Annotated in this window: 13 protein-coding genes; all 13 read right to left on the bottom strand. The window is 43.9% G+C overall.

Annotated features, from left to right (window positions below; genetic code table 11):
- Positions 1-645 (bottom strand): cytochrome c oxidase subunit 3 family protein, encoded by a 645-nt coding sequence (locus tag H6614_00835; GenBank protein MCB9242199.1) that lies wholly within the window; start codon positions 643-645, stop codon positions 1-3.
- On the bottom strand, positions 645-2,288 hold the full coding sequence (ctaD, locus tag H6614_00830) for a cytochrome c oxidase subunit I (protein ID MCB9242198.1): 1,644 nt from the start codon (positions 2,286-2,288) through the stop codon (positions 645-647). Before ctaD ends, H6614_00835 begins: the two co-directional genes overlap by 1 nt.
- Positions 2,289-2,303: 15 nt before the next feature.
- Positions 2,304-3,128, bottom strand: a complete 825-nt coding sequence (locus H6614_00825) for an SCO family protein (GenBank protein ID MCB9242197.1) — start codon at positions 3,126-3,128, stop codon at positions 2,304-2,306.
- Complete coding sequence (locus H6614_00820; GenBank protein MCB9242196.1) at positions 3,082-4,107, bottom strand: cytochrome c; 1,026 nt, start codon at positions 4,105-4,107, stop codon at positions 3,082-3,084. The genes H6614_00825 and H6614_00820 overlap by 47 nt, the downstream gene beginning before the upstream one ends.
- A gap of 21 nt (positions 4,108-4,128) precedes the next feature.
- The gene (locus H6614_00815) at positions 4,129-5,277 is read right to left on the bottom strand and encodes a quinol:cytochrome C oxidoreductase (GenBank protein ID MCB9242195.1); all 1,149 of its coding nucleotides are present in this window, start codon (positions 5,275-5,277) and stop codon (positions 4,129-4,131) included.
- Positions 5,278-5,312: 35 nt separating this feature from the next.
- Positions 5,313-6,539: a DUF3341 domain-containing protein gene (locus H6614_00810; protein ID MCB9242194.1), complete on the bottom strand. Its 1,227-nt coding sequence runs from the start codon at positions 6,537-6,539 to the stop codon at positions 5,313-5,315.
- Between the two features lie 49 nt (positions 6,540-6,588).
- Positions 6,589-7,887 carry a polysulfide reductase NrfD gene (gene nrfD / locus H6614_00805; protein ID MCB9242193.1) on the bottom strand — a complete coding sequence of 433 codons (1,299 nt, stop codon included), beginning with the start codon at positions 7,885-7,887 and terminating at the stop codon, positions 6,589-6,591.
- Positions 7,888-8,003: 116 nt separating this feature from the next.
- Positions 8,004-11,213, bottom strand: a complete 3,210-nt coding sequence (locus tag H6614_00800; protein MCB9242192.1) for a TAT-variant-translocated molybdopterin oxidoreductase — start codon at positions 11,211-11,213, stop codon at positions 8,004-8,006.
- A gap of 44 nt (positions 11,214-11,257) precedes the next feature.
- A complete protein-coding gene (locus H6614_00795) occupies positions 11,258-11,449 on the bottom strand; it encodes a hypothetical protein (protein ID MCB9242191.1) in 192 nt (63 codons plus the stop codon).
- Between the two features lie 10 nt (positions 11,450-11,459).
- The gene (locus H6614_00790; GenBank protein ID MCB9242190.1) at positions 11,460-12,041 is read right to left on the bottom strand and encodes a cytochrome c3 family protein; all 582 of its coding nucleotides are present in this window, start codon (positions 12,039-12,041) and stop codon (positions 11,460-11,462) included.
- A 135-nt stretch (positions 12,042-12,176) separates the two neighbouring features.
- The gene (locus H6614_00785) at positions 12,177-12,806 is read right to left on the bottom strand and encodes a DUF3347 domain-containing protein (GenBank protein MCB9242189.1); all 630 of its coding nucleotides are present in this window, start codon (positions 12,804-12,806) and stop codon (positions 12,177-12,179) included.
- A gap of 57 nt (positions 12,807-12,863) precedes the next feature.
- Positions 12,864-13,325, bottom strand: a complete 462-nt coding sequence (locus tag H6614_00780; protein ID MCB9242188.1) for a heavy-metal-associated domain-containing protein — start codon at positions 13,323-13,325, stop codon at positions 12,864-12,866.
- Between the two features lie 99 nt (positions 13,326-13,424).
- Positions 13,425-16,643: an efflux RND transporter permease subunit gene (locus tag H6614_00775; protein MCB9242187.1), complete on the bottom strand. Its 3,219-nt coding sequence runs from the start codon at positions 16,641-16,643 to the stop codon at positions 13,425-13,427.
- Positions 16,644-16,654: the final 11 nt, after the last annotated feature.

The raw sequence follows: 16,654 nt of genomic DNA, 5'->3' as shown, positions 1-16,654 counted from the left end.
TTAATGAATTAAATAAAATAATGGGAATAAGAATATCCATATCACGTCGACAAGGTGCCAGTAAAGACCCGAATTTTCGAGCCTCTGGAAATTATCATGTGTTATCTTCTGCTTTGCAATGAAATACATTATTACACCTATAAAACTCATACCAACTATAACGTGGAGCCCGTGCAGTCCGGTCATCACATAATACAAACCATAGAACACTGTCTCGCCTTTTGAAAGCTCTTCCATCATTGGACCGCCCGGATAAAGCCCTAAATGGATCTTATGCGTCCATTCAAAGTACTTATTCACCAGGAAGATCAGACCGCATGCCTGCGTAACCCAGAGGAAGAACATACACAGCTTAACTTTCTTCTTTTGTATTGATACGATGCCCAATACAACAGTAAGACTGCTTGTCAAAAGTATAACAGTATTGATTGCGCCAAGTATCGGATCAAGCCTTAATGCCGCCGCAACGAATGCATCCGAGTATTCATACCTGTATGCAGCATACAAAATGAACATGCCACCAAAAAGAAGTACCTCTGTGAACAAAAAGAGCCACATCCCCATTTTGGAGCCTGTATCATCCCTGTGGATCTGTCCGTGAGCGTGTGAATGCTCAGCCGCTATTTCCGGGTTTTGACTGCTCATTATGCTCCTTTCATTATGGCATTTGGTTTTTCATGATCATAAGGCTCTCCTATTACTACGGGAGGTTCCTCAAAATTTTCAAGCGGAGGCGGTGATGGCACTTTCCACTCGAGAGTTGTTCCTCCCCATGGATTCATCGGCGCGCGTTCACCATTATACAAGCCTCTTATCAAATTCGCTACTATCAATATTAGTCCTGTTACCAGTATCCAAGATCCGACTGTCGAAACAATGTGATACGGCTGGAATTCCGGCAGGTAATCATAATACCTTCTCGGCATTCCCATATATCCCATTATAAACATCGGGAAATAAAGTACGTTGAATCCGATCACAAACACCCAGCATCCGAGCTTAGCCATCTTTTCATTGTACATCCTGCCGAACATCTTAGGATACCAGTAGTGAAGCGAAGCAAAGAACAGGAATCCCATGCCTCCAAACATCACATAATGGAAGTGTGCTACTACAAAATATGTATCCGTAAGGTGTATGTCCGTATTGAGTGTACCAAGTACAAGTCCCGTAAGACCTCCGATGGAGAATACAACTATAAATGCAAGTGTATACAGCATCGGCGTCCTGACTACGATCGAACCTTTATAAAGGGTTGCCACCCAGTTAAATACTTTTATACCCGTCGGTATAGCAACTAGGAATGTCAGCAGTGAGAAAATGATCCTTGCAGTATCGCTTATACCGCTTACAAACATGTGGTGTCCCCATACCAGGTAACCCACAAATGCAATTGCCAGTGAAGACATCGCGATCGGAACGTATCCGAAAATGTTCTTCCTGGAAAATGTCGCTATAATATCCGAGACCACACCCATAGCCGGCAATACCATGATGTAAACCGCGGGGTGCGAGTAAATCCAGAACAAGTGCTGGTAAAGTAGAGGATCGCCTCCTTTATTCGGGTCGAATATTCCGACCCCAAGAGTCCTCTCTAATATTATTAATGCTAATGTAATTCCGATAACCGGTGTTGCGAGAACCTGTATCCATGCGGTCGAATAAAGTCCCCACACAAATAAAGGCATCCTGAAAAATGTCATTCCCTTTGCGCGCATCCTGTGCACCGTGGTAACGAAGTTAAGTCCTGTCAAAATCGAAGAAAACCCGAGGACAAATGCCGCGAATACCGATAGCGAAATGTTAGTCGTCGTTCTTACACTATAAGGCACATAAAAAGTCCAGCCCGTATCCATTATTCCGCCTCCGGTAAATAATGAGGTTATAGCGATAGCACCGCCGATAATATATAGATACCATGACATTAAGTTCAGTCTTGGAAAAGCTACGTCGGGAGCGCCTATCTGTATCGGCATAATAAAGTTACCGAAAACCGCCGGGATTCCCGGAATGATGAACAGAAATATCATTATTACACCGTGAAGCGTAAATATAGAATTGTAGGTCTGAGCTTTCATTATAGTTTCGCCGGGCGTCAGCATCTCCAGTCTCATAAGCACACCAAGGCTCACTGCGACCGCGAAGAATGAAAGCATTGCCATTAAATACAATAACCCTATACGCTTGTGGTCTAAGGTAAGTAACCAGCCTGCTATTCCTTTGAATCTTCCCTTGTACTCGTAAAACGAGACTTCCTCAGCACCTGTAGCGATAGTTCCGTTAGCCATTTTTCTTAGTCCTCATTATGTTTGAACTGTTTTCTTTTTCTTAACTAAAAATACGACAACAAATACTCCGATAAAAAATAATACCATTCCGCCCGTTATCCTGGTAATATCCAGCGTATATCTTCTTCCATCCGGGTCATAGCTAAAACACACCTGCAGTACCTTTGCGATCGAAGCTCCTACTCTTCCTTCGGAAGCTTCTATCAGCGCCATCTTAAAATCGAATACATTGTAATCCGTTCCGAATAAGTATCTTACTATCTTGCCTTCGGGCGATACAACCGTTATTGCAGCGCCGTGCATAAAATCATTTCCCTGCTTCTGATAATTCCAGCCAACCACCTCGGTTATCCTCTTCGCGTTCACACTGTCAGCCGTTAAAAATCTCCAGTCATTGAAGTCCACATTGCGTGTCATCGAGGCAATGTAGTTCTTCTTCTTCTCCGACGCCATGTGATAATCTTCGCTCGGATCCATGCTTATTGTAATCACGTTAAAATCATCGCCGGGTTCGAGGTCCACCTTATTTACCACGTCAGCAAGCCCCGAAAGAAGAGGACTGCATAGACCCGGACAGCGGTAATAAACTATGGAGATCACAGTAGGCTTGTCACCTATTAGCTCTCCCAGTGTAATGGATTTCCCGTATTCGTCATAGAATACCATGTCCATCGGCACTGTCTCTCCGAGCTTTTCACTTATACCTACCTGGTCCGGTGTTGGCGGTGGCTCCTGTGAGTGAGCAGTATATGTTATAGAACTTAATAAAAGAATTACAAAGAAAAAGATAGACTTACTTCGGTTGTACCTGGTTCTGTGTCGTCTGTTTTTCTTGTCCATTATTTTCCTCCACCTGTACATTATTGTTTATTACACTTCTTAAATACGCATACAATGTTGTCCACTCTTCTGCAGTAAAATCGTCCACATGCGCTCTGAATCCTTTTTGCAGCGGGTTTGTCGATACGAATGCAACGAATGTGCCCTCGCTTGAAGCCCAGCTTTTATCATTAAACAGCGCGGTAACTGTCTTGGCTATATCATTGCTTACCCTTCTCAGCAGTTCCGCTCCGGCTGAATTATCATTTTCAATTTTTCCGATCGCATCTTTGATCTCGGTATTTACAGGCTTGTTTTCCTCAAGCAGTTTATCCATTGCCATGCTTACCGGGATCTGGTTAGGCTGTTTCTCCCCTTCTGATAAATGATATGTTGCATCCAGTTGCTGGAGATCCGCGCTTGTTATCGGCGGGAACTGCGGGTTAAATGTTCTCACATAAGAGATCAGATCCAGCCTTTGCTTCGGCGGAAGATTCGAAAACGATGCCATTCCCGTGTTTGGTATACCTTCCATCAAAGTCTTGTACATTCCCTCTATAGTATAACCGTTTTTCCAGTTATCCAGGCTCGTAAAATTCCTCGGGGGAGGATTCAGAGAAGCCCCTGCCGGACCGTTTCCCTGGCCTGTTTCACCGTGACAGCTCGCGCAGTTAGACGCGAAAAGCTGTTTGCCTGTCTCGATTATCCTTGCGTCGGGAGTTTGATACATCGAAACATCTACTGGTTCTGTAGTACTGCCCTTCTTTACGGGAAGCTCACCCAATGGTGTCACCTGCGCGGTATCGGATATCGTAAATGGAACCATCTTCGTCGATGTCATGTAGCCGAGCTTGCTGAGATACATCGTGCCGATGCTGACTATGGCAACAAGCACAACAAAATAGATCAGAGCATAAACTCCCGTGAGATTAACTCTCTCCTTAGGAGATTTTATTACCTCTTCATCGGGTTTTATTTCGTATTCTCTAATATTGTCCATTTACAGACTATAAAATTTTCTTTAGTAAAGATGGAAATTCAATCCGCTCTCAAGCTTCGGGTCACCTATAGGCATCAGGTTATTTCTTTTCGCCTGCATGCTAAACATTATCATAAATAAACCTACCGCGGCTAACGGATACACTATCTCTATCCATCCAAACACCGCGTTCTCGCTTCCCATTCTGTGAGTATATGTCGGCATTATCATCCAGTACAGGTCATAGTAGTGTGCGAATAACAGCCATATCGCCATGACCTTTAATCTTGATATATTCGTCTTTACCGATCTTGGAATAAGCACGAGGAACGGAATAATGAAATGAATCACCAGCAATCCGTACGATACCATTTTCCATGTACCGTGTGTCCTGAGCATAAACCAGAATGTCTCTTCCGGCATGTCTGCATACCATATCAGCATGAACTGTGAAAATCCTATGTAGGCCCAGAATACAGTGAATGCGAACATCAGCACACCCATACTGTAAAAATGCGAATTGGATATCTTTGAACTAAGGTAACCGTTCTGCTTAAGCATCACCGATACAAGTGTCAGAGCCGCGAAAGCCGACAGCACCGTGCCTGCGAAATAATAAACACCAAACATCGTCGAAAACCAGTGCGGTTCCAGGCTCATTATAAAATCAATTGCCGCTATCGTAAGCGTTATCATAAACAACGGAGCAAACGGAGCGGAAAACCTTACGCTGATCTTTGTAAGTCTCGGGTCTTTTGTTGTATCTTGTTTCCTTGAGTTCCTTATAAAAACAAAATAGAACAAAAGCCAGATCAGATATGTTGCTATTACTCTTACTATGAAGAACGTTACATTCAGATACGGTTCCTTACTTTGCAGTAACGGATCGTTCGCAACTGCTTCCTTATGAGACCATTCGTATAGAGTATGTAATCCCAATATTAACGGAACCACTAATATTATAAGCAATGGGATCACCGACGACAAAAATTCACTTATCCTTCTAAACGGTGTGCTCCATGAAGCGCCCGTGAGATACTCCATTCCAACAAGACCAAGCGAACCTACCGAGATACTCAAAATGAACATGTACATAATGAGATAATTGAACATCGCCCTTTCGCTGTCCACTACAAAGGACAGCCCTATCCCTATGGCTCCAATTGCTAACAGTATAAAACCGGTTGTCATTACTTTACCCGGTAAAGGTTTTTGCTGATATTCCATTATTTTTTTGTAGTGTCTGCTTGAATCTGTTTAGTTGTGTCCTGCGTCTGCACTGTCGTCGAGGTCGAATCCGTTGCGCCGACATCCTGATCAGTTGCATTCTTTGACCTCTGCAGGACTCTTATATAATGTATAATTGCCCATCTGTCCTCGCGTGACACCTGGCTCGCATAGCTGGGCATTACGTTCTGTCCGTTTGTAATTACGTGATAAATATTTCCGTCTGACCAGTTCCTTACTTTTTCACTCTGAAGCGTCGGCGGGTTCGGGAATTGTCCCCTCAGTCTGCTGTCGCCTTCACCATAATAACCGTGACACGGGCTGCAAAAAGTGTTAAATCTGTTCTGACCCTTTTCCAAAACCTCTTTAGAGAATGGAAGCGGGTTTGACAGATACTTAACCACCGAATCCGGGAGCCCTTTATATTCATAAGGAAGCACACCTCTCATCACTGTTCCCTCCGGCGGGATCCTCTCTGAAAATCCATCCGAAAAGAATGTCGAAGGTTGCTGTGGTGTTACTTTTTCCTGTGACCACATAAAATCGAACGGAGGCTGGAACAACACCCAGTTCAATGTCACGTATGTACCAAGCGCCACCACTATCGCAGTCATCACCAGTATTCCGAGGAACTTCTTCTCGAATATCGGAGCTCTTGTATTGTCTTCTCTGCGCTCGAACTTATCTATAATGCTTACGTCATAGCTTCCCGCGCTTTTCAGGAAGTTGATTGCTTCTTCTTTATTAAACTTCGGATCGCTTGCTCTTATTATTACACCGAACTTGTCCGATGACACCCTCTTCATGTATTCGGTATCCATCAACGGGTTGTTAGTCCACGGAAGTTTATTCAAAAGGAATAACATAACTCCAACCGTCGTTAAGCCGGACAATAACACAGTAAGCTCGAAAGTGATCGGAATTGCCGGAGGAATAGTGAAGAACGGCTTACCGCCTACAATACTCTGGTAATCTATTCCCGACATCCATCCTATCATCAATAACGCAGAAATGGTTCCTATCAGACCGAACGTAAACGAGAAATAACCGAGCTTCGTCGGCTTTAATTTCATCGCGTCATCCAGACCGTGTACAGGGTAAGGAGTATGAACGTCGAAATCACTGTATTCCGAAGACACCTTGTCTGCGGCTATCATGATCTCGTCAGGAGTATTAAACAGCCCGGCTACGCAATAAATCTCGTTAGACCGGGGATCGATACCCATGTCCTTATCTATTTCGGCTATTTTTTCTTTTATCTTATTAAGCATCTGCTTATGCGTTCTCGTGATTTAGATGAACTTCCTCCGCGTGTCCGTTATGCCCGTTCAAATGTATAGTGGGCTGAGCTTGCGGTGTAACTGCCTTAAGCTCTGCTATCGAGACAGCCGGCAGTACTCTCAGGAATAATAACAACAACGTAAAGAAGAATCCAAAACTTCCCAGCAACAATCCGAAATCGACGAGCGTTGGGTAAAACATAGCCCAACTCGATGGCAGGAAGTCCCTGTGAAGCGACGTAACAATAATAACAAACCTCTCGAACCACATACCAACGTTAACCAGTATAACGATCACAAGCATTATTGGGATACTTCTTCTTACTTTCTTAAACCAGAATAACTGCGGGAATCCTACGTTACATGAGACCATGATCCAGTAAGCCCACATGTACGGACCCCATATCCTGTTAATAAATGCAAATTGTTCGAATTGATTTCCGCTGTACCATGCAATGAAAAGCTCCATTCCGTATGCGTAACCTACCATTGTACCCGTCGCAAGCAATATCTTGTTCATCGTCTCGAGGTGATTGATAGTAATGATATGCTCTACATGAAAAGCCTTTCTCAATAATATCAGCACCGTCGCCACCATACCAAATCCCGAGAATATAGCGCCCGCGACAAAGTATGGAGGGAATATCGTTGTATGCCATCCCGGCAATATCGATACCGCGAAGTCAAAGCTAACTATGGAGTGTACCGAAAGCACCAGCGGAGTTGAAAGACCTGCTAATATCAGGTAAGCTCTTTCGTAATTCTGCCAGTTCCTGTTCGAGTTCTTCCAGCCCAGACTTCCTATCGTGTAAAAGAATTTCTTTATTCCGCTCTTTGCTCTCTCCCTCATTGCCGCGATATCAGGTACCAAACCGATTCCCCAGAATACCAGCGAAATGGTAAAGTATGTCGAAACCGCGAATACGTCCCACAGTAGAGGTGAGTTAAAGTTTACCCAAAGTGAGTTCTGGTTTGGATATGGTATCAGGTAACCTGCCAGCCATGGACGTCCTGTGTGAAATATCGGGAATAGTCCCGCCGTCATAACGGCAAATATCGTCATCGCTTCAGCAAATCTCGCGATACCTGTTCTCCACTTCTGCCTGAATAGATACAATATAGCGGAGATCAGCGTACCTGCGTGACCGATACCGATCCAGAATACAAAGTTAATAATACCGAATCCCCATCCTATAGTGCTGTTGTTACCCCACATTCCGATACCATAATAAACCGTCAGCCATAATGACACCGCGCCTATCAATAACGCTACCACGCTTATACCAAATGCCATATACCAGGATTTACCCGGCTTCCATTCGGTAGGAGCCAGTATCGCATCATCGATCTCTTTGAATGAGTCTTTTCCCTGAACTAACGGAAGCTCTGCAGTATATGTCTCGTTATAACTCAATGATGTTCAACCTCCGTAATTTCTTCTTCGGTATTTCTAAGTTTTGCAATGTATGTTACATTGGGTCTTACTTTCAATGAATCGAGCACTGTATAACCAAGCTTGTGCTCTCTGTATTCGTTTATCTTCGCTTCTTTGTCGTTTACGTTTCCAAAAGCTATCGCGTCCGTTCCGCATGCATCCTGGCATGCAGTAGTAACACCTGCACCATTGAATACCTGTCCTTCTTGTGTAGCAACCTGTCTCGCGTGCATTATCCTTTGAATACAGAATGTGCACTTCTCCATAACCCCTCTCGATCTGACCGTTACTTCGGGATTCATCATCTGATTGAGCGGTTCCTGCTCTTGATATCCGTCCTTAAACATTCCGCGGAAGTTAAAGTAGTTGAACCTTCTTACTTTATATGGACAGTTATTCGCACAATACCTTGTTCCTACGCATCTGTTATATGCCATTCCGTTTAGACCGTCATCCGTGTGAACCGTTGCCTTGACCGGGCATACGTTCTCACAAGGTGCAAAATCACACTGCTGGCAAAGCATCAGCTGGAAGCTCGATCTAGGGTTCTGTACTGTTCCTGAGTAATATCTATCCACTCTCAGCCACATCATTTCCCTGTTCTTCTCTACCTGCTCTTTACCGACAACCGGTATATTGTTCTCTACGTTACAAGCCATTATACACTCACCGCATCCTATACATCTGTTGAGGTCTATAGCCATTGCCCACTTCACGTTGGGGTATTCAAACTCCTGTCCGTTTATTGTCGGGAATTCATTCTCTTCTTTTAAATGCTCTGTTCTCTCAGCGAGGAATGCCGGGTTCTCTTTATATTGCTTTACGGTTCCTTCCTGTATGATATGACGTCTGAATTGTATGTCTTTATATTGAGGATCTTCTATTGGATAGTGTTCGACTGTCGAAACTAGCGTGTAAGTCTCGCCTGTCTTTTCCATACCTGCGCCGTTGTATAGCCAGTATGAAATAGCCGGGGCTTTTCCAACCAGCACGTTGGCGTTCACGCCTGTACCGCTTCCTACCGTTCCTGCGTTTTTTTGACCGTAGCCGAGATCTATCACTATCTGTCCGTCAGCTATGCCCGGCTGTACAAATACCGGCATGTTTTGCTCTCTTCCGTCAATAGTAACTTTAATCACGTCATTCGATTTCAATCCCTTACCTTTTGCAGTATCGGGAGATATCGCTGCGTAGTTGTCCCACACTATCTTTGAAACCGCGTTCGGGTATTCCTGAAGCCATCCGTTATTCGCATATCTTCCGTCACCTATGGACTCGCTCTCTTTCAGCATCACTACCACTTCGCTTCCGGCTTCCATCTTTCCCGCTGAGCCTAATGCCGATGCATTGAATTGCAGTGTCCGGGACGAAGTCTTATTCGTCAGCACCGCACCGTCATGAAGTGACGCAGGCCAGAAATTGTTAAATCCTACGCTTGAATTAAGCGATGGATAAATACTCTTTTCCCAGTTATCCTTTAAATATAAATGATAGATGTTATCGTTGTATTCGTTAGGACTTCCGCTCGACCAGTTTAGAAACATTGCTTCCTTCTGCCTCGTATTATATAGAGGAGATATTACCGGTTGTTGAAGGCTGTAATAGCTTGCCCTTGTCTGGAAATCACCCCATGACTCGAGAAAGTGGTTTGTCGGAAGTATATAATTGCTTATTGCTGATGAATCGCTCGCTCCTTCTGTCATTGTCACAACCGTCTTCACATTGTTCAGCGCCTCTGCATAGTTGTAATCAGCCGGCATCGTAAATGCAGGATTGGTGCCGAAATGTATCACCACCGCTATCTTACCTGCCTGCATGTCGCTCATCAGGTTATCCAGGTTAGCCCTGGTATTCATCATTATTAGATTTCCGCTGTTTGTCGTTTGAGGAGGTGCCGTAGTTGTTTCTGTCTGTGTTTCCCCAGCCGCCGTTGTTGTAGGAGTTGTTGCTCCATCTACTATATTATCGAATGAGTACATTGCTGTATTTCCCAATGCATCATTCAGCATATTAACTGCGATCTGTGTCGATTCGGGAAGCATACTTCCCGCAGTAATGATCGATTTACCCCTGTTTGCAAAGAGGTCTTTCACCATTTGCTCCAGCGCTTCCTTGTCCAGCATATATTTTGAAGCGAAATCATCGAGATTGTATCCTCCAAGGTTGGCGTTCATTACCACGCCCCTTCTCGAGAGTTCCGCCGCCAGATTCATTACAAACTCTTCTATCGCGTCTGTCCTTAGTCTCAGCCTGTAATCAGAGTTCATTCCTGTAAGGGACATGTTGCCTTCCACAACGTACAGTCTGTTAAAGTCGGCACCCTTCATTACATCCCTTCTCTCTGTATATAGTCTCGTTTGCTCCGGCACGTTTCCGCCTGTAAGGAGGAAGTCGTTTTCCAGGGCTACTATTATATTAGCTTCGTTCCACTTTATTAATGGGAATTTCTTGATGCCATAGCATTTCTCGAATGCCGCGTCCTTTGCATTGTCGTTGAATAACTCGTGCACATAAACTTTTGCCGTCGGATATGTCCTCTGAAAATCTGCGAATAGCTTCTTCTGTGTGGGTGATATTACCTGGTCGGAAATAATTGCGATCTCTTTTCCGGATCCCGCCGCCGCCGCAAGGTCGCCGATGATATTACCGTCGGCTTCCTGCCATGTTATGTCTTTAAACTCTTTTCTGTCCCCGCTGTACTGAGGATTTTTCAGCCTGTCCGGATTATATAGATTTAGTATGCTTGCCTGTATCTTTGCGGTGGTCTTTCCGTTTGTTACTGGGTGATCCGGGTTGCCGTCCAGCTTTATTGGTCTTCCTTCCCTTGTCTTTACCAGCGTTCCGTAATCCTGACCGTTATATACAAAAGTCGAAGCGAAGTAGTTCGGCTCTCCGATTACCACGCCTTCGGGCTGTTTATTGTAAGGGACGATTTCGCCTTTATCTCTGAAGTTCGAGCACCCTGCCGCTGCCAAAGCCGCCGATGCGCTCATTAAGGCAAGGAATTTCCTCCTTGATATGCCTGACATCTTGGATACATCCGGAGCTGTTTCAGCTTCCTCGGTAAATTCATACTTCTTTGCTTCCAGAAAAGCGGGATCCCTGTATAGTTCGCCGAAGCTCCTCCAGTAGTTAGGATCTTTCCCGTTGCTTTCCTCTTGCAAATCCTTTACATCGTCTTTCAGAATGTGTGAACTTATATCTAGATTCTTTTTATCCATTCTATAGATTAAGAATTATTCTTCCTTTTAATGGAATTTGGATTTTCAACAAACTTCACAGATGACTTCGCCTTGATCTTCTTATCTTCTGACGCGATCTTTGCCCTGAATATCTCCCATGGAGACTTGATCAGCGAATACGCTCCCACCGCTGACGCTCCGAGCATTACTATAAAACTTTTTCTTTTGATCTTGCTCATATTCTGATTTCTACCTGTGACAGGCATTACAGTATTGGGGACCTTTTTTGAGGTTATCCTTTATTTGTTGAAATTCCGCTATGTTCTTATCAGGATTTCTGTGACAGTCGAGGCATGCTCCCATCGTAAATGAATGCACCTGACCCACCTGCTCCATCTTGGCTATATCGCCGTGACAGTTCTTACAATCTATACCTTTATTCACATGCGAGCTGTGATTAAAATACACAAATTCCGGTACCCTGTGAACTCTCTTCCATGGGATCGGTTTTCCTTCCTGGTAATACTGAGTCAATTTCTGGATTTCCGGTCTGTCGGTTCTTGCCAGTGAATGGCAATTCATACATGTCTCTGCGGATGGCACATTGGAAAATGATGACTTATCCACACCGGAATGGCAATATTTGCAGTCTATCTGCATATCGCCTGCGTGTAATTTGTGGGAAAACTTTATCGGTTGTTCTGGAGAATAGCCTATTCCATTTCTTTCGGCAAAGGAAGCATAGTAGGTAATTGCAAAGACGGAAATAGCAACAAATAGAACTATAGGAACTCGTACTTTAAGATTGTAATCGAGTAGAAGTTTCTTCATGCATCCTGATTAATCCTGTAAACTAATCAATTAAAATAATTTTTTCTATGGAAAAACTTTACCAAATTACTGCTATTAATATTACATTGAATTTATTCGACTAAATTTATATAGATCCCTTAAAAGGCGATTGATTTAGTCGAATTTAAAGGTCTTCACCAATGTCATACAGCTGTCCTTGCCCTTAGCATGTTGCTCCATCGTGGAATACGGATTCATATAGTCTTCGTTCTGAACCCTGTTGATCCAGTAAGCGCCCTGACCGTCCAATGCCTTCTGACAATAATATACATTTATATCTGATACTTTCGTCAATCCGAACTCCGTTACCAGCTGAAGCATCAGGTCACTCAAAATAGAATACTCTTTTCTCTTTGCTTCGATCGAAAAAGCATTCTTAACATGGTTTGCCTGAATGTAAATTTTTACTTTCAGATCGTTCCATGCATTCATCTTTTCTTCCGACAGTTCTGCCTTAAACTTCGGGTCCTGCTCCAGCAGATTTTCTGTCATCGCCATGTAATTCAAAAGCATGTTGACTGCGCCTCTCACCCTTGTCGTATCGTTATAGTACATACTGTATGATATACTGCCGTATGAATCATACATGTCATTTACAGCCGCCGTAAACCTGACCGTGTTGTCTTCCGCTTTACTGCTCATCTCCTCTGGCTTTACACCGCTCGGCTGTATAATCCTATTTGTATCTATATCGGAAAACGGTGCCTTTGGCTTGTCGTCTCCGCATGAAAAAAATATGTGCACCCCGATGGACGCACATACCATTAAAAATAAAAATCTTTTGAAATTCATTCTATTTATTTACTTCTTTTTAATTGTAGAAACGTTTAAGGTATTGGGAAGGGTCACCATTCCGGAAACCGATACAGCGTCACCCTTATCAAAACTTCCCTGCGCATTTTTCAGGTTGAGATTTGGTGAATTTCCCGTATTCAATGAAAATCCCGATGCCGCATCACCGGCAAGCGTTCCGTCTGCCTTTACCTTTATATCGCGCAGAGTGAATCCGCCGTCGGTTATTGCTTTCTCAAGTTTCGAAAGATTTATCTTTTTACCCTTTACAAATGTTAATGTAAAGGTCGTTGCCTTCAGATTGGTTTTTACTGATTTGATAAAGTCCAGGCTTTCCAGCTGACCTTCTACACCTTTTGCACAAAGTGAACATGTAAATCCGTCGACGCCAACTACTGCCTCCTTCACCTGCGCATTAGCTCCCAGGCTGAAAAATAATATCACCCCCAGTACAATAAATATTCTCTTCATTTTCAATTGCTCCTTAATATATAATAACTTAATAAAATTTAATTAAATTTAAAGCAGAAACATACATACTTATTAAACGTTATTTTTAACGTATTTGTTCTAATGTACCATAAATTTCGCCATATCCGATTGTTTTAATTTTCCGCGCTTCCTCATATATTCCTTTATAATTACGAATATTATCGGTGTTACAAATAACACGTGTACTGCCGAAGTCAGAATACCGCCTATTAATGGCACTGCCAGAGGCTTTGCCAGGTCGGCTCCCGTTCCGGTAGCCCACATTATAGGTATTAATCCGAACATCGACGTAGCAACCGTCATCAGTTTCGGTCTTAGTCTCAATATTGCCCCGTCTTTCGTCGCTTGTATAAGATCTTCTTTGGATAAATTGCCCTTTTTCTCTATCAATTTCTTGTCCAGAGCCTCATGCAGATATATTACCATCACCACACCTGTTTCTACAGCTACACCGTAAAGCGCGATGAACCCTACCCAGATCGCTACCGAAAAATTAAGCCCAAGTATCGCCATAAAATACACTCCCCCTATCAATGCAAACGGAACTGACAGCATTACCAGCGACGCCTCGAGAAAATTCTCAAACGTAAAGTAAAGCATCACAAATATAATGACGAACACTACCGGGAGAATTACCGATAACCTTTCCTTTGCTCTTATCTGGTTCTCCCATTGTCCGCTCCATGTATAATAATATCCCGGAGGCAGTTTCAGATTCTTATCCATCACCTCCTTCGCTTCATTTACAAATCCGCCCATATCCCTGTCTCTTACATTTAGAAAAACGATCGACCTCAGCCTGCCGTCCTCTGACGATATCATTGGCGGTCCCGGTACGATTTTTATATCCGCTATTTCTCCAAGAGGTATCTGCCTGCCTGATATATTGATCCCTCCGAGATTTACCGTCTTGCTGTCATCCGGCATCGTACCCATTGTGTTTAGGGGTGCATTAACGTAAACATCCTTCAACGCTTCTACATCAAATCTATAATCCTTCATATACCTCACCCTTATCGGGAAGCGCCTTCTTCCGTCGATCTTCGTTGTTATGTTCTCACCACCGATTGCTATCTCTATAACATCCTGCACGTCCTCGACGTTAAGCCCGTATCTCGCTATCGCGTCCCTCTTTATATCTATGTCGATATATGTACCGCCTTGAACCCGCTCCGCAAATACATCCGCCGCACCGGGTATCGGTTTGACAAGCTTCTCGATTTCTATTGCCAGTCTCTCCAGAGTATCTAGATTGTCACCAAATATCTTTATCCCCAGGTCTGTCCTCACACCTGTCGAAAGCATATTTATCCTGTTTATTATCGGCTGTGTCCATCCGTTACTGACTCCGGGTATTGAAAGCTTTGAGTTAAGCTCCGCAATGATATCCTTCTTAGTAATTCCTTTTCTCCATTCCGATCTGTCTTTCAATATGATAATGGACTCTATCATACTTACCGGGGCAGGATCCGTGGGAGTATCAGCCCTGCCGACCTTACCTAGTACCCGCTCCACCTCCGGCACACTCTTTATTATCTTATCCTGTACCTGCATGATCCTCTTTGCTTCCGTTATCGACACGTTCGGGAATGTTGTCGGCATGAACAAAATGCTTCCTTCATCCAGCGGCGGCATGAACTCACTTCCCGTATTCATTATTATGGGAATTGTTACCAAAAGCGCCAGTACGTTCACCGCCAATACCGACTTCCTGTATTTCAAAGCAAACCTCAATAACGGTGCGTAAAGCTTCACGAAGAAATTCGATACAGGATTCTTATCCTCACTGTAAAACTTTCCCCTCATAAAGAAGGTCATCAGCATAGGAACCAGTGTGATAGTGATTAGTGCTGAACCCGCAATAGCAAAGGTCTTTGTCCATGCAAGCGGATGAAACAGCTTTCCCTCCTGTCCCTGAAGCATGAATACAGGCAGAAACGATACTACAATTATCGCCTCCGAGAAGAATATCGCCCGTCCAACCTGTTTGGCAGATTTCGCCGCTATCTCTATATAATTCACATCTCCGCCTAATAACTGTGCTTGGTGGAAATTCCTGTAAGCGTTTTCCACCATTACAATTGAAGCGTCCACCATCACACCGATCGAGATAATGAGACCTCCCAGGCTCATTATGTTGGATGTTATTCCAAATTGCTTCATCAATATAAACGAGATTAATATTGCGACAGGTATCTCTATCAATATCCTCACCGCGCTCCTGAAGTGGAACAGGAACACCATCACAACAAGGCTGACGATTATCGCTTCCTCTACTATTGCATACTTTAATGTATTGATAGCTTTTGAAATCAGGTCGCTCCTGTCATACGAAACTTCGATTTTTATTCCCTCTGGCAGTCCCTTCTCCAGCTCGGTAAGCTTCTCCTTCACCCTGTCTATCACTACCTGCGGATTCTCGCCGTACCTCATAACAACGATTCCTCCAACCACCTCTCCCTCACCGTTAAGGTCCAGCAGTCCCCGGCGTATGTCTGCTCCTACCTGTACTGTTGCGATGTCTTTCACTCTTACCGGAACTCCGTCTTTGCTTGCTCTTATTGTTATGCTCTCGATGTCTTCCACATTATTAATATACCCCAGCCCTCTTACAAAATATTCCATATCGGATGATTCGATATTCCTGCCACCAACATCCCTGTTACTCATCATTACCGCGTTCTTAACGTCCGAGATAGACAATCCGTATGCGTTCAGCCTGTTCGGATCGACGTCTATTTGATATTGCTTTACAAAGCCTCCCACCGACGCTACCTCCGCCACACCCTCTACCGATTGCAGACCCAGCTTCAGATAATAATCCTGTATCGCTCTCAGCTCTCCAAGGTCATACTTTTCACTGCTGAGATGATACCAGAATATGTGTCCTACTCCCGTTCCATCCGGACCCAGCACAGGCGTCACCCCTTCGGGCAGAGATCCCTGCACCTGGTTAAGCTTCTCCAGCACCCTGCTTCTTGCCCAGTATATATCGGCATCATCATCGAATATCACATATATAAAACTCATTCCAAACATCGACTGGCTTCTCACTGCCTTGACCTTTGGCATCCCTTGCAGGCTCGTTGTAAGTGGGTAGGTAACCTGGTCTTCGATTACTTGGGGGCTCCTTCCTTTCCACTCCGTCCACACTATTACCTGGTTATCCGAAAGATCGGGAATTGCATCCACGGGCGTATGTATCATACAGTAAACTCCATACCCAATTATGCCGAGATACAAAACACCTACCACAAACCTGTTCTTTACCGAAAAATCTATAATTTTTTCTATCATCTCTTTTCCCC

This window comes from Ignavibacteriales bacterium, from assembly GCA_020635255.1.
Lineage (GTDB): Bacteria > Bacteroidota > Ignavibacteria > Tepidaquicellales > Tepidaquicellaceae > JAEYVS01.
The sequence above is the reverse complement of the archived record's forward strand: the minus strand, read 5'-3'. Positions and strand labels throughout refer to the sequence as shown.